Source organism: Novosphingobium sp. 9 (assembly GCF_025340265.1).
In the GTDB taxonomy this organism is placed as follows: Bacteria; Pseudomonadota; Alphaproteobacteria; order Sphingomonadales; family Sphingomonadaceae; genus Novosphingobium.
Window position 1 is genome coordinate 1,293,953 of the sequence record NZ_CP022707.1, and the last position, 16,988, is coordinate 1,310,940.

The 16,988-nt window shown below is 62.4% G+C and carries 20 protein-coding genes; 1 reads left to right on the top strand and 19 read right to left on the bottom strand.

Annotation, left to right across the window (positions count from 1 at the left end; genetic code table 11):
• Positions 1-47: 47 nt before the first annotated feature.
• Positions 48-1,283: a DNA circularization N-terminal domain-containing protein gene (locus tag CI805_RS06525; RefSeq protein WP_260927354.1), complete on the bottom strand. Its 1,236-nt coding sequence runs from the start codon at positions 1,281-1,283 to the stop codon at positions 48-50.
• 42 nt (positions 1,284-1,325) lie between these two features.
• On the opposite strand from CI805_RS06525, the gene CI805_RS06530 reads away from it, so the two are divergent.
• A complete protein-coding gene (locus CI805_RS06530; RefSeq protein WP_260927355.1) occupies positions 1,326-2,018 on the top strand; it encodes a hypothetical protein in 693 nt (230 codons plus the stop codon).
• Here CI805_RS06530 and CI805_RS06535 read toward each other — a convergent pair.
• From CI805_RS06535 to CI805_RS06620, 18 genes are all read right to left on the bottom strand, one after another.
• Complete coding sequence (locus tag CI805_RS06535) at positions 2,011-3,729, bottom strand: phage tail tip lysozyme (RefSeq protein WP_260927357.1); 1,719 nt, start codon at positions 3,727-3,729, stop codon at positions 2,011-2,013. The genes CI805_RS06530 and CI805_RS06535 overlap by 8 nt on opposite strands.
• A 114-nt stretch (positions 3,730-3,843) precedes the next feature.
• Positions 3,844-4,125, bottom strand: coding sequence for a phage tail assembly protein (locus CI805_RS06540; protein ID WP_260927359.1), 282 nt, complete (start codon positions 4,123-4,125; stop codon positions 3,844-3,846).
• Position 4,126: 1 nt separating this feature from the next.
• Positions 4,127-4,489 carry a phage tail tube protein gene (locus CI805_RS06545; RefSeq protein ID WP_260927361.1) on the bottom strand — a complete coding sequence of 121 codons (363 nt, stop codon included), beginning with the start codon at positions 4,487-4,489 and terminating at the stop codon, positions 4,127-4,129.
• Positions 4,490-4,499: 10 nt separating this feature from the next.
• The gene (locus CI805_RS06550) at positions 4,500-5,981 is read right to left on the bottom strand and encodes a phage tail sheath subtilisin-like domain-containing protein (RefSeq protein ID WP_260927368.1); all 1,482 of its coding nucleotides are present in this window, start codon (positions 5,979-5,981) and stop codon (positions 4,500-4,502) included.
• A 6-nt stretch (positions 5,982-5,987) separates the two neighbouring features.
• A complete protein-coding gene (locus CI805_RS06555; RefSeq protein ID WP_260927369.1) occupies positions 5,988-6,164 on the bottom strand; it encodes a hypothetical protein in 177 nt (58 codons plus the stop codon).
• A gap of 9 nt (positions 6,165-6,173) precedes the next feature.
• Positions 6,174-6,719 carry a hypothetical protein gene (locus CI805_RS06560; protein ID WP_260927371.1) on the bottom strand — a complete coding sequence of 182 codons (546 nt, stop codon included), beginning with the start codon at positions 6,717-6,719 and terminating at the stop codon, positions 6,174-6,176.
• On the bottom strand, positions 6,716-7,042 hold the full coding sequence (locus tag CI805_RS06565; protein WP_260927372.1) for a hypothetical protein: 327 nt from the start codon (positions 7,040-7,042) through the stop codon (positions 6,716-6,718). Before CI805_RS06565 ends, CI805_RS06560 begins: the two co-directional genes overlap by 4 nt.
• A 9-nt stretch (positions 7,043-7,051) precedes the next feature.
• Positions 7,052-8,089 (bottom strand): major capsid protein, encoded by a 1,038-nt coding sequence (locus CI805_RS06570; protein WP_260927374.1) that lies wholly within the window; start codon positions 8,087-8,089, stop codon positions 7,052-7,054.
• 86 nt (positions 8,090-8,175) lie between these two features.
• Positions 8,176-8,838: a head decoration protein gene (locus tag CI805_RS06575; protein WP_260927376.1), complete on the bottom strand. Its 663-nt coding sequence runs from the start codon at positions 8,836-8,838 to the stop codon at positions 8,176-8,178.
• A gap of 35 nt (positions 8,839-8,873) precedes the next feature.
• A complete protein-coding gene (locus CI805_RS06580; protein WP_260927378.1) occupies positions 8,874-9,584 on the bottom strand; it encodes a hypothetical protein in 711 nt (236 codons plus the stop codon).
• Positions 9,585-9,636: 52 nt separating this feature from the next.
• Positions 9,637-10,482 carry a S49 family peptidase gene (locus CI805_RS06585; RefSeq protein WP_260927380.1) on the bottom strand — a complete coding sequence of 282 codons (846 nt, stop codon included), beginning with the start codon at positions 10,480-10,482 and terminating at the stop codon, positions 9,637-9,639.
• The gene (locus CI805_RS06590; RefSeq protein WP_260927382.1) at positions 10,479-10,799 is read right to left on the bottom strand and encodes a hypothetical protein; all 321 of its coding nucleotides are present in this window, start codon (positions 10,797-10,799) and stop codon (positions 10,479-10,481) included. The genes CI805_RS06585 and CI805_RS06590 overlap by 4 nt, the downstream gene beginning before the upstream one ends.
• Positions 10,799-12,493: a phage portal protein gene (locus CI805_RS06595; RefSeq protein ID WP_260927383.1), complete on the bottom strand. Its 1,695-nt coding sequence runs from the start codon at positions 12,491-12,493 to the stop codon at positions 10,799-10,801. Before CI805_RS06595 ends, CI805_RS06590 begins: the two co-directional genes overlap by 1 nt.
• Entirely contained in the window at positions 12,493-12,756 is a 264-nt protein-coding gene (locus CI805_RS06600; protein WP_260927385.1) for a gpW family protein, read from the bottom strand. Before CI805_RS06600 ends, CI805_RS06595 begins: the two co-directional genes overlap by 1 nt.
• A gap of 12 nt (positions 12,757-12,768) precedes the next feature.
• Positions 12,769-14,937, bottom strand: a complete 2,169-nt coding sequence (locus CI805_RS06605; protein WP_260927387.1) for a phage terminase large subunit family protein — start codon at positions 14,935-14,937, stop codon at positions 12,769-12,771.
• Positions 14,876-15,532, bottom strand: a complete 657-nt coding sequence (locus CI805_RS06610; RefSeq protein ID WP_260927389.1) for a hypothetical protein — start codon at positions 15,530-15,532, stop codon at positions 14,876-14,878. The genes CI805_RS06605 and CI805_RS06610 overlap by 62 nt, the downstream gene beginning before the upstream one ends.
• Positions 15,533-15,666: 134 nt before the next feature.
• Positions 15,667-15,945 carry a hypothetical protein gene (locus tag CI805_RS06615; protein ID WP_260927391.1) on the bottom strand — a complete coding sequence of 93 codons (279 nt, stop codon included), beginning with the start codon at positions 15,943-15,945 and terminating at the stop codon, positions 15,667-15,669.
• A 2-nt stretch (positions 15,946-15,947) separates the two neighbouring features.
• On the bottom strand, positions 15,948-16,610 hold the full coding sequence (locus CI805_RS06620) for a hypothetical protein (protein ID WP_260927393.1): 663 nt from the start codon (positions 16,608-16,610) through the stop codon (positions 15,948-15,950).
• Positions 16,611-16,988: the final 378 nt, after the last annotated feature.

The following is a 16,988-nucleotide window of genomic DNA, read 5'->3' on the forward strand; positions in this document are numbered from 1 at the left end:
CTGGAAGCTGGAGGGCATGAACAGCGGGTGCGGCGGATCGGCCTGCGTTACCAGCTCATCCGCGCGGGCCGGATCGGCATAGATCCGCTGGGCGAGGACGAGGGAGGGCAGGGGGCATTGAAAGTGAAGGTCTTGAGGCTCGCCAGCGTCGCGCCGCGCGTGCGCAGATCGGTTACCACGGCGCCGCGACACTGGCGCAGGGCAGCAAATGAACTGTCCGCGCCCGCATCGGCGGCCGTCGTCATAAGGTTGTCCAGGACCGTCGCGATCTCCGAGATGCGGGCCGCCGCATCGTCGGCGCTCTGAGGCTGATATGTCGCGCAGACGCTCGTGAGCGCGCGGGCGAGGATGTTGGCAAGCATCTGGGCAATCGCGCTGGCGAGATCATCGGAGGGGAGCGCAAGCACATCGGCAATGAGCGCCAGCAGCAGGCGGATAGCATCGGCCGGATCGGCGAAGGCCGCGACCAGCGCATCGACCATCGTGGCGAGGGCGTCGGCGAAATCATCGGCAGCAGAGAGGTCGGCAGCCTTGAGTGTGGCAAGGGCACTCGCTGCGGCAGTATTCACGGCCTCGCGCTTCTCCGATGCCATGGGTACCAGGTCGGCGACCGTCGTGCCGGCGGCGTAGGGTGACGCGTTGCTTCCCGTGATGCCTGCGTTGGCGCCTGCGTTGTAGCGGCCGAAGTTGCCCAGCAGTTCTGCTGCGATCCGGAACATTGCGGTCGCATCGATGACCGTCGCCTGCACGGCGTCGAAGATCTCGCTCACCTCGTTGATCGCATCGTCGATCAGATCGCCCGCCGATGCCGCAGCGGCGATAGCCGACACGCCATCGGACTTGGCGGCATCGCTCAGCTCGCTGGCGGCTGTGGTCGAGAGCGATGAAGAGGCGCTTGCCGTCGGGAATGTCTGGGTGCCGCTCTCGGCGAAGATGATCTCGACTTCCGAGTAGCTGTTCGCCCCGAGGCCCTCGCCGATCGAATACTGATCGACCTTCACGGTCAGCGAGCCCAGCGTCGGGTGGATCAGCGTGCCTTCGCCAGCCTTCTCTACGGCGGTGATTAGCGCGGCGCGCTGGGCGTCGATCGTGCCGCCGGCCGTGAGAATGTCGCCATCGAGCACGAAGCCGCGCAGTCGGAACGAGCGGGCGGCGCGGCCCATGTCCTCGTTCCACGGCGTGTCGCGGCCAGGATACTGGTGCTTGGCCAGTCGTCGGCCTCCCTGGAGGTCCGATCCGGTCACGGCAAAGGGAACGCCCCGGAAGGACGCTGGCTGGATCATGGGGAAGCCTTTGGGCTGGACTCAGGGGTGAGGGGAAATACTGTGGCAGCAGGAAATCGAGGGGGATTTATGCGAAAAATTTCTGCCGCCCTGGCTGTTATAGCTGTTTTGTCTGGCTGCTCGTCAAAGGCGACGAGCGATTCCGCAACTTCCCCGCAAAGCGATCAGGTGGCTTCTGATCCGAAGATTATTGCGCAAAAGGCTTGCGCATCAGACGATACTCAAAACTCTTTTCTTTATCTTTTGTATGAAAGTGGAATTTCAGTTATAAATAATGATTCCACTGAAGATATTAACTTCACTGAAAATGAAGTAAAATCCACCATATCAAAATTGCAATCAGAAGGATTGATTTCCGTAAATTCAATCAGTCTGCAATCAAATGATGAGCAGACCGGAAATATAACGTGTGTATTTGAGGTGGGTTATCACCCCACCCCATTCGATGGCACATTTAGCCAAGCATTTATGGGGAATATGTTTGTAGGCGGCAGGTCGGTGTTGCCTGATGGGTTTCCGAGCCAAGTTGTCACTCCAACTTTTGTCCAGCTGATGCTGACGGACGATGTGAAGACAAATCGTCAGATGGTTAAGTTGGTCGGTGGCGAGGAGAAACCCGCGAGTGCTATTGCCTCGGTGGTGGCTGCGCGCTTGCTTAGCAGCAGGCGACACGATGGCTCCGATTCAGATAATGTGGTGCCTGAAGAGCCTACCGACCAATCGTCGTTTAATTGACCATCGCATGACTGACGGCGGCTTTGCTGCCGCTGCCGGTCGTCGTTTTCACCTTCGTCGCCTTACCGTTCTCGACGGTGACGTGAACTTGGACTTTTTGGGGATCTGTGGGCGTCTGGACGATAGATTCCGCGATATCCGCACGGCGGGCCGCCTGATAATCACCGTCATCTGTCATTTCATACATACGCGACACGATTTCGGCAGCTTCGGATGCCGTCTTGGCTTTCCGTAGCGCGTCACCTGCTTTCTTGTGTGTATGGTGGAGTTCCCAGTTCGCGAACTCTCTGTTCTCTTTCAACGTCACTGTCGGATCGTCGACTGATTTGCCGATGACCCGCCTAAAGTTGGCCTGCCTTGTTGCATCCCACTGGTATGCACCGGCATGACCAGCATTGTGCCTCGGGTGTGCGTTCGATGAGCTTTCCGCCCATTCGCTTGCCGCAATCCCTGCACCAGCCTCTTTCGACCACCCCATGCTCATGTAGGCCTGCATTGCTTCACTGAGCCTTTTTGCAGGTGCTGAGCCAAATGAGGGTGATGAACCGCTGCCCCAAATCCGCGCCCGGTCCGCCATAGCAGTTACATGGCCAAGGATGGGGTCCGTGTGCTTCCAGATCTTCTCCCCGAGTGTTTCTGAAGCTTTATCGAGGGAATCGCTGGCCTCGCCCAGCCGCTTCGATGCGCTCTTGAACTCGCCATGCACGGCATCGTTGAACGCCTGCATTGTCTTGTCGCGGACATCGCCCAGATTGCCGGAGGTCATATCTGAAACACGGCGCCCAGCTTCGTATTTGGCCGCGTCAATGCTCTGGTCGCTCAGCACTCGCTTACGGTCAGCAGCCCTGGCTTTCTTGCCGACGCTATCCTCGACGACGACGGCATTCTTGTCCGCATCTTTCATGTCGGCAGCGAGCTGCTTACCACCCTGCGAGAAGGCCGGAATCAGATCGTCAGAAATGCCGAGGTAGCGAGCGAGGGTACGGCGGCCACTGGAGTTCTGTCGGCGCATGGCGTTCGCGATCACGGGCAGCATGGCGGCTGTATCGACAGTCCCATCCTTGTTCAGCTTCATGCCCACGCCCACGCGGCGCAGCACGGCCAACGCCTGCGAGTTCCGACCGTATCGCGCATCGTTAAGGGTCTGGTTGAGGCTGCTCATGCCAGCAACGCCAGCACCCTTTTGTGCGCCGGCACGCTGGGCAGCGGCATCGAACTCGGTCATGGCCTTTGTGGAGACGCCAACGACTTCGGCTGTGCGCGACAACTGCGCGGTGCTCTTTGCCCAGCCGTCCCCGAATTTGAAGGCGGCGTAGGTTGCGGCGCCAAGAATGGCGATTGTGCCGCCGACGGCGCCAGCCACGCCCAAGGCAGTCGCCGCAAGCCCTTCACCCGCAAGCGAGGCGCCCGCAAAGCCTTCCCCCAGCGCCGAGGATGCTTCCGACAGCCCGGTCATGCGCCCGGCGAGACCGGACAGCAGGGATCGGCCGCCCAACACCCGCGAGGTGGCCTTCTCGACCTTGGCGATCGAGCCAAGCACGGTGCGCGTCGAATTGGAGACCCGGCGCTGGTTGTCGTTGTCGGCCTTGCGGTTGATCTCGCTGACGCGCTTGCGGGACTTCTCCGCCCGCTTTTCGACAGAGCTGAAGGCGCTGGCGGTGCGATCGTCGCCAACGATGCCTACGCCGAGCTTGGCGACCTCATCCACCATCGGACCACTCCAGCCACTGGTTCAGGATCGACCAAGGCCGGGTCGCGACCTCGTCGGGGAATTTGCCGAACATGCGCCCGATCAGCACCAGCCGGGCCTGCCAGTCAGGCGGCCTCAGTCCAAAAAACGACCGATGTACCTCGAGCCCTGCAGGAGATCGCGCACGCCGAGCTTGTGGGCCGCAGCGAGCGGGATGCCCGCAACGGTCGACACGGCAGTAATGTCGCACTCGGCGCCGGTGAGGCCATCCCAGCGCTTCCACTCGTCGGCGGTTGGTTCGCGGAGCATGATCTCGTCGATCTTCAGACCGTTGTGCTCCACCGGCTTGCGCAGCGTGATGGTGAGGGTCTCGGGGAGGTCTTCCGCCTCGGGGGCGGTGTTGGCGTCGTCGGACATGTCAGGCCTCCGTCACGTCGGCAGATTCGAACTGCACGGTGAAGGTCGCATCCTCGCTGCTGACTTCGACGGGGTCGCCCGAACGCCACGCATTGCGAGCGATGATGTTCTTGCCGTTGGCGAGCTCGAGCTGGATCGTGGCATCGACCGCGTCGCTCAGGTCAGAAATGCTGAGCGATCCGCTGTCGCGGCCCTTCCAGCTGATCATGCCCGAGGCGGGGGTCTCGGCGTAGCCGTGAACGCCGTCCTGACCGATCAGCGTCTCGCGCTTGGCAGTGGACAGGCGATAGGTGCCTTCGCCTGCGATCGCGTACGACGTGCCGTCGATCGTGATGTAGGCGAAGCCGGCGATGAGATTGGACATCGTGCGCTCCTCAGGTCAGGCGGAACTGGACCAGCATGGCGAAGACGCGCAGCTGGTCGATCAAGGTGCCCGGCCAGAGCACATCGACGCGGTTGGGATTGGTGGCGTTCTTCTCGACGATCAGGTTTTTCGCGAAGTCGTCGGCGTTCTGGACGAAGCCTGCCTCTTCCAGCTCGCGGTACGCCGCGATCTGGTCGGCACGAATGGTCTTGGGCGTCACCACCTTGCTGCCAGCGATGACGCGGGTGCCATCGGCAGCGAGCTTCACGCGGCCGAACTTCGTCTCGATGCGCGAGCGCATGAAGCGAAGAACGTACATCAGCGTGAACAGCGTCTCGACCTCGAGGTACGAGTTGTCGGCGTTGCCGTCGGCATTGGTGACATAGGTCGTGACGATGTTCTCGAGCACGATGTTGTTCGAGGTGTCAGCGGTCCATGTCGAGATGCCGCTGTAGAGCAGCGTGGCGTTGCGCACCGGGAAGCTGAAACGCGAGGCGATCGGGGGCGCCAGGATTCCTGCGCAAGTGAGGTACTGCAGGGGCAGCGCAGGATCGTCGCGCAGACTGACGGCTGCCTGACCAGCGATGCCCGCCGCCCAGACCCAGTGCGGCGACGGCGAATCCGCGAAGCCGATGATCGACAAGTGCTGGTCGTTCCGTGCAACGCCCAGCGCCGCCAGTGTACCGGCAGTGCCGCTCTTGGCCGCGAAGACATGGCCATAGAGCTGCTGCGTCGGCGACCAGCGCCCGGTCGTGTCCGCCAGCAGGGTCTTGAGAATGTCGAGCGTGGTGCTGTCGTTCAGACCGGTCGCAATGAAATCGTACGTCTTGTCGCCCAGTGCCGCGACCGCATCGGTGATGGTCGGGTCCGTTGCGCCGTTCGCCATGGCGACTATCGCGATCGCGAGCCCGGCCGGCACGCTCTCGCCACCGGCAGCGCCGAGGTAGGCAAGGCGAAGGTCGACCTCGTTGCCGACGGTGCCCTTGTTCCGCGCAGTCAGCGTCACGACACCGGCCGCCGCGACAGCCGTCACGGGCACGCTTGCGGCATTGATTGCCGTGGCGATGTTGGCGCCAGCGATCGTAGCCGTGTCGCCGATCGAGACGGTTACGGCGATGAGCGTGCCAGCGATATAGAGCGGGATCGAGCCGCTGGCCGTGGCCGTGCCGGTGACGGTGAGGGTGCCGGTCGCTGCGGTAGCGCCGTTGGCGTCGGCAATGGGCAGCACCCAGACTTCGCCGGAGGCATCGTTCGCGCGCCATGCGGTAATCATCTGGGCGAGGACCGAGCCCGCGCCCGCGCCATCGGCTGCATCGAGGACCGACGTCATCTGGATGGGCACGTTCGGGGTGAAGGTGCCTGCCTCCGACATCTGGCCGATGAGCAAGCCGCGCTGCGCGAGGGGGGTGGTGTTCGCGTAGCGCGGATCGATCTCGGCGTAGAACAGCGGGACGCGCAGGTTCGACGGGATGTTCGAGAAGGGGATCGTCATGGGGCGTTACTCCTTCGCCGCCGGCGCGGTGGCCGGTGCGTCGGTTGCGACCTTCACGTCGCCGTCGCGCACGAGGCGGTTCCAGGTCGGGTCGTGTGGATTGACGAGGATACCCGCCTCGTCGACGACGCGGCGGGAGAGCGGATCGACGACACGTCGGCCCGGCACGCTGACAACGCGCATGGCGGTCTCCTATTGTTGGGGAAGGTCGACCGTCAGAGCGACGGACGGGAAATTGGTGGCGTCAAGGTCGATGCCCTCGAGCTCTTCGGTTGCGACGGGCGCGAAATCCTCGGCGCCTTCATAGAACTCGAGATCGAGGTCGAGCACGACCATGGCCAGATGCCGCTCGCCTTCGGAATTGAAGACGATCTGCGCCCGGACGCCAGCGATCTGCTGGATGGTCGAGGTGAGAGGATAGGAGTTGATCACGGCGACTTCGACCTGGCGCTTCAGCGCCCAGGCCGCAGCTTCTGCGACACCGGCACCAGCATCATCCTCGCTCGCGAGGGCTGAGACCTCGAGGATCAGGCGGAACGTCGCGACAGTCAGGAACTGAGGAGCGCCCGAGCGGGCGATGGAGGTGCGGTTTTCGCTGAGCAGCCGCATCTTGATCTGCGGAATGGTCGAAGCCGTGGAAGGCCAATCACCGGGGCGGAACACGCGCGTTCCCGCGTCTGTGTTGGCAGCGATGACGGCCTGATAGACGAGGACCAGAAGGTCAGCGGAGGTCGTCATGCCGTCGCCATGACCTTGAGGAGTACATGGCCATGTCCATCGGGGATTGGCTCGCGCACCACGTAGACCTTGCCGGTCTTCACGACCTTCACGCGGTCGCCCTGCTGGGCCTCTGCAGCGAGGGCAGCGGCTCGAATGCCGATAAGCGGCCTCTTCTGGATCGAGGTTTGCCCATCCTCGCCCATCTGCAGCTCGGTCGCTTCGTCATCGACCACCGCGTCGGGGATCGTCACAGCGACGCCCCCGCGCGGCGTGTAGATGACCTCGTCCCCGAAAATGCCCATCGCAGGGCCGAGGACGAGGCTATCCCAGTCGATCGACATGAGGCTACCTTAGGCGCCGGCGCGTCCGGTGCGCAGGACTTCCGGGCGCTTGCAGATCGGGAGCGGGTACATGGATGCCTCCATGCGCCACCATTCGTTGCGGTCGCGGTCGAAGATCGGCTTGATATAGCGCTTCTGACCGGGGGTGTTGACCCATTCGAAGCCTTCGGCCGGAGCAAGCGCTTCCTCGAACACGCCAGGCGCATTGACGGGGAACAGCTTCACCTTGTCGTCAGGGATCTTGATCGACGTGTTGTCGTCCGAGCCGCGATAGTTGACCCAATCGACGCCGCCGAAGTGGAACGTCTGGAATGCCCCACCCTTGCGGAGGTCGGTTGCGTCGGACCAGTTCTTATACGTGCTCACCACATCGACGTGATTGGTGAACTCGTCGTAGAACGCATCGCCGCACAGCGCCATGACGCTGGTGGCCTGCGTGAAGGCGCCCTTCGCGGAACGGGCCATCGAACGGGTGAGTTCGTTGATGATCGGGCGAAGCGAATATTCGACGTTTGCCGAGAGGTTGAAGGCGATTTCCTCCGGCTCTTCGAACTCGAATTCGTCGAACCAGTTGTACAGTACCGAGCCGTCGTAATCGAGGAAAAGGCCCTGAACGGCACCGAGGAACATGTTCTCCTCGGTATAGTCGAGCAGCGAGAGAAGGCCGGTAGGACCGCTCAGGCGGCGGGCCACCTCGTCCTGCACCTGCATGAGCACGGTCGTTTCGCCGAATGCGCGAATGTTCTGGAGCTCATGGCTGAAAATCGTGTCGCCTACGCGGACACGTGGCACATCGAAGTACCGCATCTTGCGGCGCTCGGTGTTGCGCTCGGCATTGGTGGGCTGGCCACGCTGGCTGATGGGCACGACGGTCAGGATGCCGTTGCGCTCTTCCACGGCAAGCGCGGTCGTGCGGATCGGGTTCTCGGTGAAGATACCCGAATCACGAAGCATGGCGGGCAGGTGCGGTAGCCGCTCGACCGCCGTCGTCATTTCGATAGCGGAGAAGGGATCGGAGTGGAAAATGTCAATGATCGTGCCGGTCATGGCGGATTGCTCCATCTGAAGAAGGGGCCGCGCCTACGGATGGAGCGCGCCCTGGAAGGGGAGGCGCGGCGCAAGGCCGCGCCCGATCAGGTGTTGAGGATGGTCAGCTTCTCGAGCTGGGCGAGGGCGATAGCCTTCTGCGCGTCGGTGGTGACGTTGGCGCCCCAGATCAGCTCACTGGCGTTCACGCGCATCGGGCCGCGCACGTTGGCGACCGCATCTGCATCGCTGGTGGTCGCATCGCGCGACCCACTCCACAAAATGGCGCGAGCTACAGCCAGGCCATCGGACGCAGTTGGATCCCAGGGGCCGAACTTGACGGTGCCGGTGGTGGTCACGGTGAAACCATCGCCTGCAGCGAAGGCCGTGGCGCCTGCCGTGATCGTGAACCCGATCCCATCCTCGTCGAATGCGGCGCCAGTCGTTCCGCTGCCGACCTCGGCACCCGCCGGATCGTTGACGGTGAAATGCGTCGCATCGTCGAACACAACCGCATATTCACCGATTTGGGCGGCAGGACCGACCGTGATCGCGCCAATCGTGCCGTTACCGGTGTTGGTTTCCAGCGCGCTGGAAACAGCTGCGCCGCCGGCAGTCTCGCCGCCGAGCACGAGGCCAGCCGTGCAAAGGCCACTGCCTGCGATCAGGATGATTGCTTCACGCGTCAGCATGCCATCGGAGGGGTCCCAGATGACGTATCCGCCGGTGTGGCGGTTCTCGGTGATGGGGGTAACCTTGGGAGTGCCCATGGTAAGCTCCTATTGAAAAGACAGGGTGTGGTGGCTCAGGCGCGCGGTGCGACGCCGAGTTTGGAGAAGGACCGCCCCCAGCTTGCGCCAGCCTTCGGCTTGTTTCCCGTCGGGCCATCGGTCGCGCCGAGGTCAGTGTTGCGCTGCTCGCGGGACGAACGGGGCGGAGCGCTGCCCTGAGGCGAGCGATTGGCCTGCCCGCGCATGACGGCGATCGCCTCCTGTCGGGTCATCGTGGTCTCGAACGCCAGCGACATCGCGAGAGGGATGTTGTTCGCCGCTGCCTTGTGCGCGAAGATGGCCGCGCAGCGAGCTCGTTCACGGCGGCGAGCCGATGCCTTGGCGCTGCGGCCAGTCATCTCCTCCTTGTCGTCGTCGTCCTCATCGTCCTCATCGTCGTCGTCCTCATCGGCCCGGCGCGATTTCCTGCCTTTCGATTTGGGCTCATCATCGTCCGCATCGTCGTCGGCACGCTTGGACTTTTTGCCCTTGGCGGCGTTGTCGTCGTCACCTTCATCGGTGTCGTCGTCATCGGCTCGCTTTGCCTTGCGACCCTTCTTGCCCTTGGCATCTGCCGGGCCGTCGTCGGTGTCGTCGTCTTCGGCATCCTTGCCGTCATCGTCATCTTCGGCGTCGGTGGTGTCATCGTTCTGATCGTCATCGTCCGCAGCGCGGCGAGACTTGCGGGAAAGGCCGGCGAAATGCGCAAAACGCCCCGCGCCCGCCGTCAAACGACTGGTGTTCATACTTTCTCCATCGTGATTGGCGCGAGGCCGCGCCGGGCCGGACCCCGGCGGATCAATCGAGCTGCCTGAGCAGTTCCCGGAAGGCTTCATCAGGTGCCATGACGGCGTCAGCGAAACCGATTTCCACTCCCTCTTCGCCGAGGAAGGTTCCGGCCTGGGTGTTCCAGACCTGTTTGGGTTTCATGCCCCGATTGCGGGCGACCGTGGCATCGAACAGATCACCTATGGCCAGAACGTCGGCCTTGAGGCGCTTGAAGGCATCTGCCGACAGATCGAACAGATCAGAGCCTTCGCCCTTGAGTTCGCCCTTGGTGATGAGCGTGGGCTTGATGCCCGCTTTCTCCAGCGCACCCTGAAAGCTGACGTGCATGTAGATGACGCCAACGGATCCCGTGCCGCCAGTGCGCGGCACGGTTACGACGTGCGCCGCAGATGCCAGAGCATAGGCAGCCGAGTAGGCATTTTCGCCCAGGATCGCCCAAATGGGCTTGATGGTACGGCCACGGAAGATCGTGTCTACGAGATCGAAACAGCCCGCGACCTCGCCGCCGGGACTGTCAATATCGAGCGCAATGGCGTCGATGGCGTCATCAGCGAGGGCAGCCATGATCTGGGCGCGCAGGCGATCATATGCGGCAATGCCGCAGATATCGCCGATCGGCCACCACGCCCCCAGACGCTGGACGAGCACGCCGTGGATCTTGATCACCGCAACGCCTGAGATCACCTCGAATAGCGATGCTTCGTCGCCATAATTGATCTGTGATTTCCATGCAGGGGGTGGGGCTCCCCAAGCTGGTTCACCGGCTTTGGCCTGTACGGTTACCGCCAGCGCGGATGCAGAGGGGAGAAGGGCGGCGGGCCTGTTGAACAAGCCGTCGAGGCTGTAGCCTGTCATCGTCGTCCTCGATTACTGCCGCGCTTCGATGCGTTATGCTGGGACTGGGCAGGCGCTGCCGTACAGACCGAAGCGGCGTCGGGCTGCTGCAGCGGCGGATCATATTCGATACGCCTGTTGTCGACCTGGATCGCACGAACCATCCTGACCGACGCCGTGCGTTCTTCGATATCGGCAGGCGTTTCATTTACGCGGATCGTCTCGCCACCGATCAGGTGAAGGGCGCTGCCGCCTTCGACCTGGTCGATATAGGCGATGGCGGCGATGGCCACCCGCAGGAGCCGCATACCGCCGTAGCGGGTGACGTCGATAAACATCAGGCCTGCTCTTTCTGGGGAGGCTGCGCTGCCTCCGTTGCGCTTTTGTCTTCGCCGAACCACTGGGGGCGCGGCAGACCAAGTTCGGTCATGCGATTGAATTCGATCGCGCGCTGGGCGAGGTTCTCTTCCCAGTCGACACCTTGGCGAGCGCATTCCTCTTCAAGGGTGGAGAGACCTGCGTCGAGGCCCAGGACCACACCCTGGCGCTCGGACACCGGATCGACAAAACCGCGCGGCGTGCCCAGCCAGCGGCAACGCGAGTAAGCCGTGCGCATTTCCATATATGCCGGGGCATTCCGAGGGAGGGGCAACTCGCCCAAATCGAACGGCTCTGCCAGCCAAGTCGCGTAGATCGGCGTCGCGGTGTTCGTCTGGAAATCCTGTTCGCGGCGGATGAACATCTTTTCCGATTCCGCCACGCCAGCGCGCGCCGATGACCAGCTCGTATCCGACCAGTCGTTATGGGTCTGCTCGCCTGACAGGCCCACGCACTGGCCCACGCCTCGCAGCATCTCATGCGTGAAGGGACTGAAGTTGGCATTGGGCCGCTCGGCTGAAACCGTCTTGATCTCTTCGCCGGGCGCAAGGGTCGCCATGTTCACGCCGCTGATGGGCATGGTGCGATCCCGGTGGAAGTCGGACCGCATATCCTGATACCAGCCGAAACCCGACTGTGCCGGATCGTCGGCCTCAACCTCTCCCTCGAGTGCAGCCCTCACCATCTCCAGATCGAACGGCGAGGTCACATAGAGCCCGAAATGAGAGGCCACCGTCGCGGCAGACAACTCGACGCCGTAATATTTGGCCAGCATCTTCAGGCGGCCGAGCACAGGGGCGAAAATGGACATGCCCCGGTTCTGGGCAAAGCGGTCCAGATCGTAATCGTGATAGACGCGCTGCCACCCGTCTTCCGGATCCTCTCGCAGGACACGGTCCCACTCCATGCTTTCGGTCGCATTGTACCAGTCGTACTGGTGGGCCTTGCGGATGTGGTACGCGATCGGCACCTCGTCCCGATCGATCTCCACGCCGCCGCGAAGGTATCGCGTATCCTGCTGCTGATAGGGGTTCGACAACCGATCGGGATCGACACCCTGAAAGCATGTGGCGTAGCGCGCCGCCGACGCTCCGACCCTGTCAGGCCGCCATTGTGCGACGATCAGGGATTCTCCATCAATCAGTTTGTGACCGAGGGCGACACGCCATTGCTGGGATACCGTCTGTTTCCGGCCGACGTCATTGTAGTGGCCGAGATCTTCGGCATAGTTGCGCCAATGTGCTTCGGCAGCACGGCGGAACTCGTCAGCCCAAACCGCATCGAATGCCTTGCTGTGATAAGAAAGGGCGCGCCAGTCGGGCTTGGCAACCAGTCGATAGGACGATCCGATCGTTGAATCGAGGATGCGGCCGACGATCCCTTTGGCCCAGCCGTCGTTGCGATACAGATCACGGCCTCGCCCGACGATCCGGTCGCGATAGATGTTGATCTCGGAGTCCGGGGACCGGGTAATCGGATACCAGTCCCCATACTCCTGGCCGCCGATGCTTGCCGCATCGTAGGGGAAAAGCGATCGGTTAGGACCATCGAGAGACCCGCGCATCCCAGTGCGGGCGCGGGTTCTGATGCGCTCGATCGCTTGCGCCGGAATTTTGCGGCCCTGAGCATCCAGAATGGTGGAATGCGAAGCCATCAGAAGCGCGGCCTGATTGCAGAGCGGGGCGTTTTGATCAGGCCGAGTTGCGCCTGAATTTGGCGGATCGCCATGGTCAGCATACCAATGTTGGCCATGCTATACGTGACGCTTTTCCCGCCATCTCCCTGCGTGTAGCTGGCAGTCTGAACTTTGCTGCCCGACATGATGTCCAGGTAGTCTTGCTGCATCTGGGTCAGGCGGGCCTGGAGCACAGATGTATCCATGCCAGCAAGGATGCTGCGGCTCGGATCATAGCGCATGGTCGAGCCTCCTCAGGCCAGCCGGCGGGTGAAGCCGGATCGTTTCTTATTCCGGGTGCCAGTGACTGGCATGGCGGGCGGCTGCTGGGGCGGATTCGCCGTGGCAGTAGATGAAGTAGGCGAGGGCAGGGCAGGGGATGCCTGTTTGTCGCCGTCGCTTTCGCCGTCGGTGGACCGATCTGCGCTCACTGTGAGTGCCGCGCCGACCTTATCGGCTTCCCGGTTCAGTTTCGTGCCCATGTGGATCAAGCCGCGCAGTGCGGCAAAGCCATAGACCCGGCAGTCGAGCCGCTCATTGGCCCGCCCTGGTATGGGCTCCCACTTTCGGACTTTCCTCGAGCCTTCGCCTTCGATCTTGATGCGCTCGGCCGTCAACTGTTCGAACGCCGCGAGATCCCAGTCGCCGTTGAAGTGCATGCAGCCCGGACCGTATTCTGTCCGGGGCAGGTAGCTGAGAAGAATAGCGTCCTTCGCAGCATTCACGCCCAAGATGATAGGGCGGAATGTTTTCTTGCTTCGCGAACTCGGGCGCTTGGTCGGCCAAACTGGGTTCCGAAGGCCTGTGCGGGCACTTTCGCCTTTGATGGCCCAGATCCGGCGTGCCAGCCGCTCCTTGGAGAACTGCATGACCGCATCGGTATGGTGGCCGCCGCTGTCATGGCACGCAGCAGAGATCGTGAAGGGACGGCCATCGGCGCGGTAGAAAGTCCGCTTCAAGTACTCGTCCAGTTGATCGCGCGTTCGCGGGTCGGACATCTCGCCGTCAATGACGTGATGCTCGATCGACCAACTCTCTTCATCCCGGCCCCAGCCGACCACCTCGATTTCGATGCGGTAATCCTGCGTATCGATCCCAGCGGTCAGCAGTGCGACACCATCAGGCACAATGCCGGGCGTCCAGTTCTCACGCCGCGCCAGCAGTTCGTTGGGCTCGACTTCCTTCCCGCCATGGCGCCGGTATGGCCATGCAGCCTGGGTGTTCCACCAGACTTGCTTCTTGTCCTCATCATTGGCCGCAGCGAGGTACTTCTTGGCGATGTTCGCGGGGCTGTCTTTCGCCCACGGCGAGTAAAGCTTGCCCGCCTGGAAGCCAGCGTGCTCGTTCGGAACAGCCCATGTTCCGCAGTGCTTGCATCGTGCGCGGTATACCGCCCACCGATCACCTTCCCACCAATCCCAGACCCACTCGACCGGGTCGGTGCAATCGGACCGCCAAAGCAGTTCGTAGGCGTCGAGTGGAACTTGATGTTCGCCGCAGCAGTCGAAAGGGCGGGTCTGGTGCCACCGGATGGTGTTCAGCGCACGGCGGCGCTGGCCCTCACTCCACGGCTTTTGGCAGGCTTCGCAGTAGATCTGCGCGGTCTGCGACCGGTGAACCCGACCTTCGTCGTCCTTCTCCCATTCGACGTGCTTGAAGAAGTCAGGAAACTGGCGATGCCCACAATGCGGGCATTCCATCGATGCGCGCCGCTGATCCGATTCCAGCCAGCTTGCCTCAATCCGGCTGTCGCCCTTTACGGTAGGGGAGCAAACACGGATCGAAAGCCAGTTCGGAAACTTCGCCGTGCGCTCATCACCGATATCGAGCGGATCTCCCTCGCGTGTGATCGGATATTTATCGACCTCATCGTACATGACGATGCGGACGGGGCGGCGCGCAAGGTTATCGGGGCTGCCTGCACCGACCAGCGCGAGAAAGCCGCCGGGGAAAGCCTTATAGAGCAGCGTTTCGTCGGACTTGCGGGTCTTCGAGGTGCCAACGATCTTTCGCAGGGCAGGTGTCGAGGCGATCAGCGGCGCGATGCGCTCTTTCGAGAACTGCTCGGCCGCATCTTCCTTCGGTTGGACTAACAGCATGTCGCATGGGTCATAGTCGGCATGGTAGCCGAAGACGTTCTCCAGCAGTGTGGTCTTGAGCAGCTGCGTCGCCACCATCGCAGTGACGATGTGAACGCCCGGCTCGGTAACCGCCAGCATCGGCCCGCGCGCCACTTCAACGGTCGCGGTCTGGAAATTACCTCCGTCCTTGAGCTTCCGGCGATCGTCCGCCCACTGCACGATGCTGACGCGCGGCGGCGGGGTCCAGCCGCGCTGTGCCGCCAGCGTTAAGCGGGCCTCGTTACTCTTCAGCGGCGAAATTGCCCTCTGGCGTACCGAGTTGCTCGAGTTCCTTTTGGACATAGACCGTGAGGGCCTCCACGACCTTGTCCGTCTCCAGGTCCAGATCAGCCGCTAGCATCGGCCCGACGCGCGTGGGGAACCCGAGCCATATGTCGCGCCATGAGCGCGCTGCCTCGAAAAAGATGGTCTCAGCCCTCGCGACCTCCACCAGATCACCGGCATCCTTACGGGCCGCGATCAGGTGCTTGGCCGCGAGGGCGTTTTCCTTGATCTGCTCAGCGTCGCCGGTATCGCGAAAGCGACCCGCCAGCACGTCTATCAGGAAGCTGTCGGCCTCCTCGTCGGTCAGGCTCTCCAGCGCCTCGGCCACCTCTTCTTCAGCGGGTGCGGACACTTTGCGTGAGGTGCGGACACTGCGGACATTTGGTGCGGACACTTTTTGAATGTCCGCACCCTTTGCGGGCCCGGTGTCCGCAGACCGCGCGGCCCGTCGATTGGTCTTTCTCCAGTCCGATCCGACCAGCGCGGAGTCTATCCGTCCGTCCTCGGAAACCCGCAGCTTTCCTGACTTTACCGCGCGCCGCACCAGTTTGTCGTCGCAGCCGTCGCGGCGAGCAAACTCGCGGATCGAGATAAGCTCAGCGGGTGCGGACATTTTGGTGCGGACACCTTTTGCAATTCATAGCTGGGGTGACATCGGGGCGCGCAATTACCCTCGACGCGTGAGGGGGCCGGAAGGACCCAAACGTTAACCTTGGAGGGTTTATTTCTGAACAATCGGCATCCCGTTCAGCTTATTTCGTCGTTCGATGAACGGATACGGGCGCCGCCGAGGTCAGACGCCTCGATCGCATGACTTTCGGTGCCGTGCGTCCAATCCGCATTCAGCATGCGGTCGCCTTTGTAAGGCGCCAACCGCTGCGGCCGGCGGGCGTTGGGATCACGCTCTATGAAGTGGATGCGATCCGCGCCCCACTGCCAGCTATTGCCGGTCGCCGAGACGTAGACCTCGTACCCGAAGAACCATGCAATGGCGCCGACGAGATTGACGATAAACCAAGGGATCATGCTCATCTCCTCGCAGTCGACAGTGCCTGTCGCAGCGCTGCCTGAAACTCCGCAGCCGCATTCGCCCTCACGTAAGCCTTTGCCCGCTCGAAGAAGGGCAGGTGCTTCGGCGCCGGGGTTGTGTCCTCGAACTGGATCAGCAGCTTGAGGCCACCAGATGGCTTAGGCGCAGCCTTCTTGCCACGCTTGCCCGACGCTGCTGCGATCATCGGTCGCTGCCACACGCCACTGATTACCGCGCCCTTCTTGGTCTTGACCTTGCCGACGAACACGCCGGGCTTGCCTTTGAGGCTGGCCAGCTTGTTGCGCGTCAGGTTGCCGTACTGGTTCAGCGCCACATCGCGCGGGACGATCATCGCCTTCTTGTTGCCCAGCGATCGATCACCGCCGAACACGTACGGCGCGAGGTACTGCGCCGCGATGTCCTTAGCCATAACATAGGCTACGGGCTCGCTCTTCCTCGCAGGCTGCACGCGGAAACCCTTCTGAGTGAAGGGCGTCGGGTTATCGAACGTATCGATGACGGCCTGCGTCTCGGCTGCGGAGACGCCTTGTGCCAAGCGGGTCAGCGCAAGGGCGGTTGCGAAGGGCATCTGCTTGGCGCCGAAGGATCGAGCTGCTTTCTGAAGGCCGGTGAGGTTGAGGTCGGCATGGATGGCAAGCATCTCGCCCTCGCGATATTGAGGCGGTCAATACGCCCGGAACGGGGCGTCCAACTTGTCGACCTGTGGAAACCATTCCTCTCGGCGGGCCGCTTAGCCGGGAACGAATATCCGCGAATTATCTTCACCGTGCATTGGCGAGCTCGCGCTCGCATGGACAGACGGTGATGCTCAGTGACAAACGTAATTGATCAGCTGGTGCGGCAGGCTCGGTATGAAACCCGCAGGGCAGACGAAGCGGTTCGTAAGGGTCGCAGCATGCTGAGCGTCTATGCGCACCGAGAGCGGGCAGTCGCGCTTTGTGCTCAGGCAAAGCTGCTTGAAAGCGGATACGATCCGGCTGACCCTCGCTTGGGTGAGACTATCTAAGCCAGATACAGC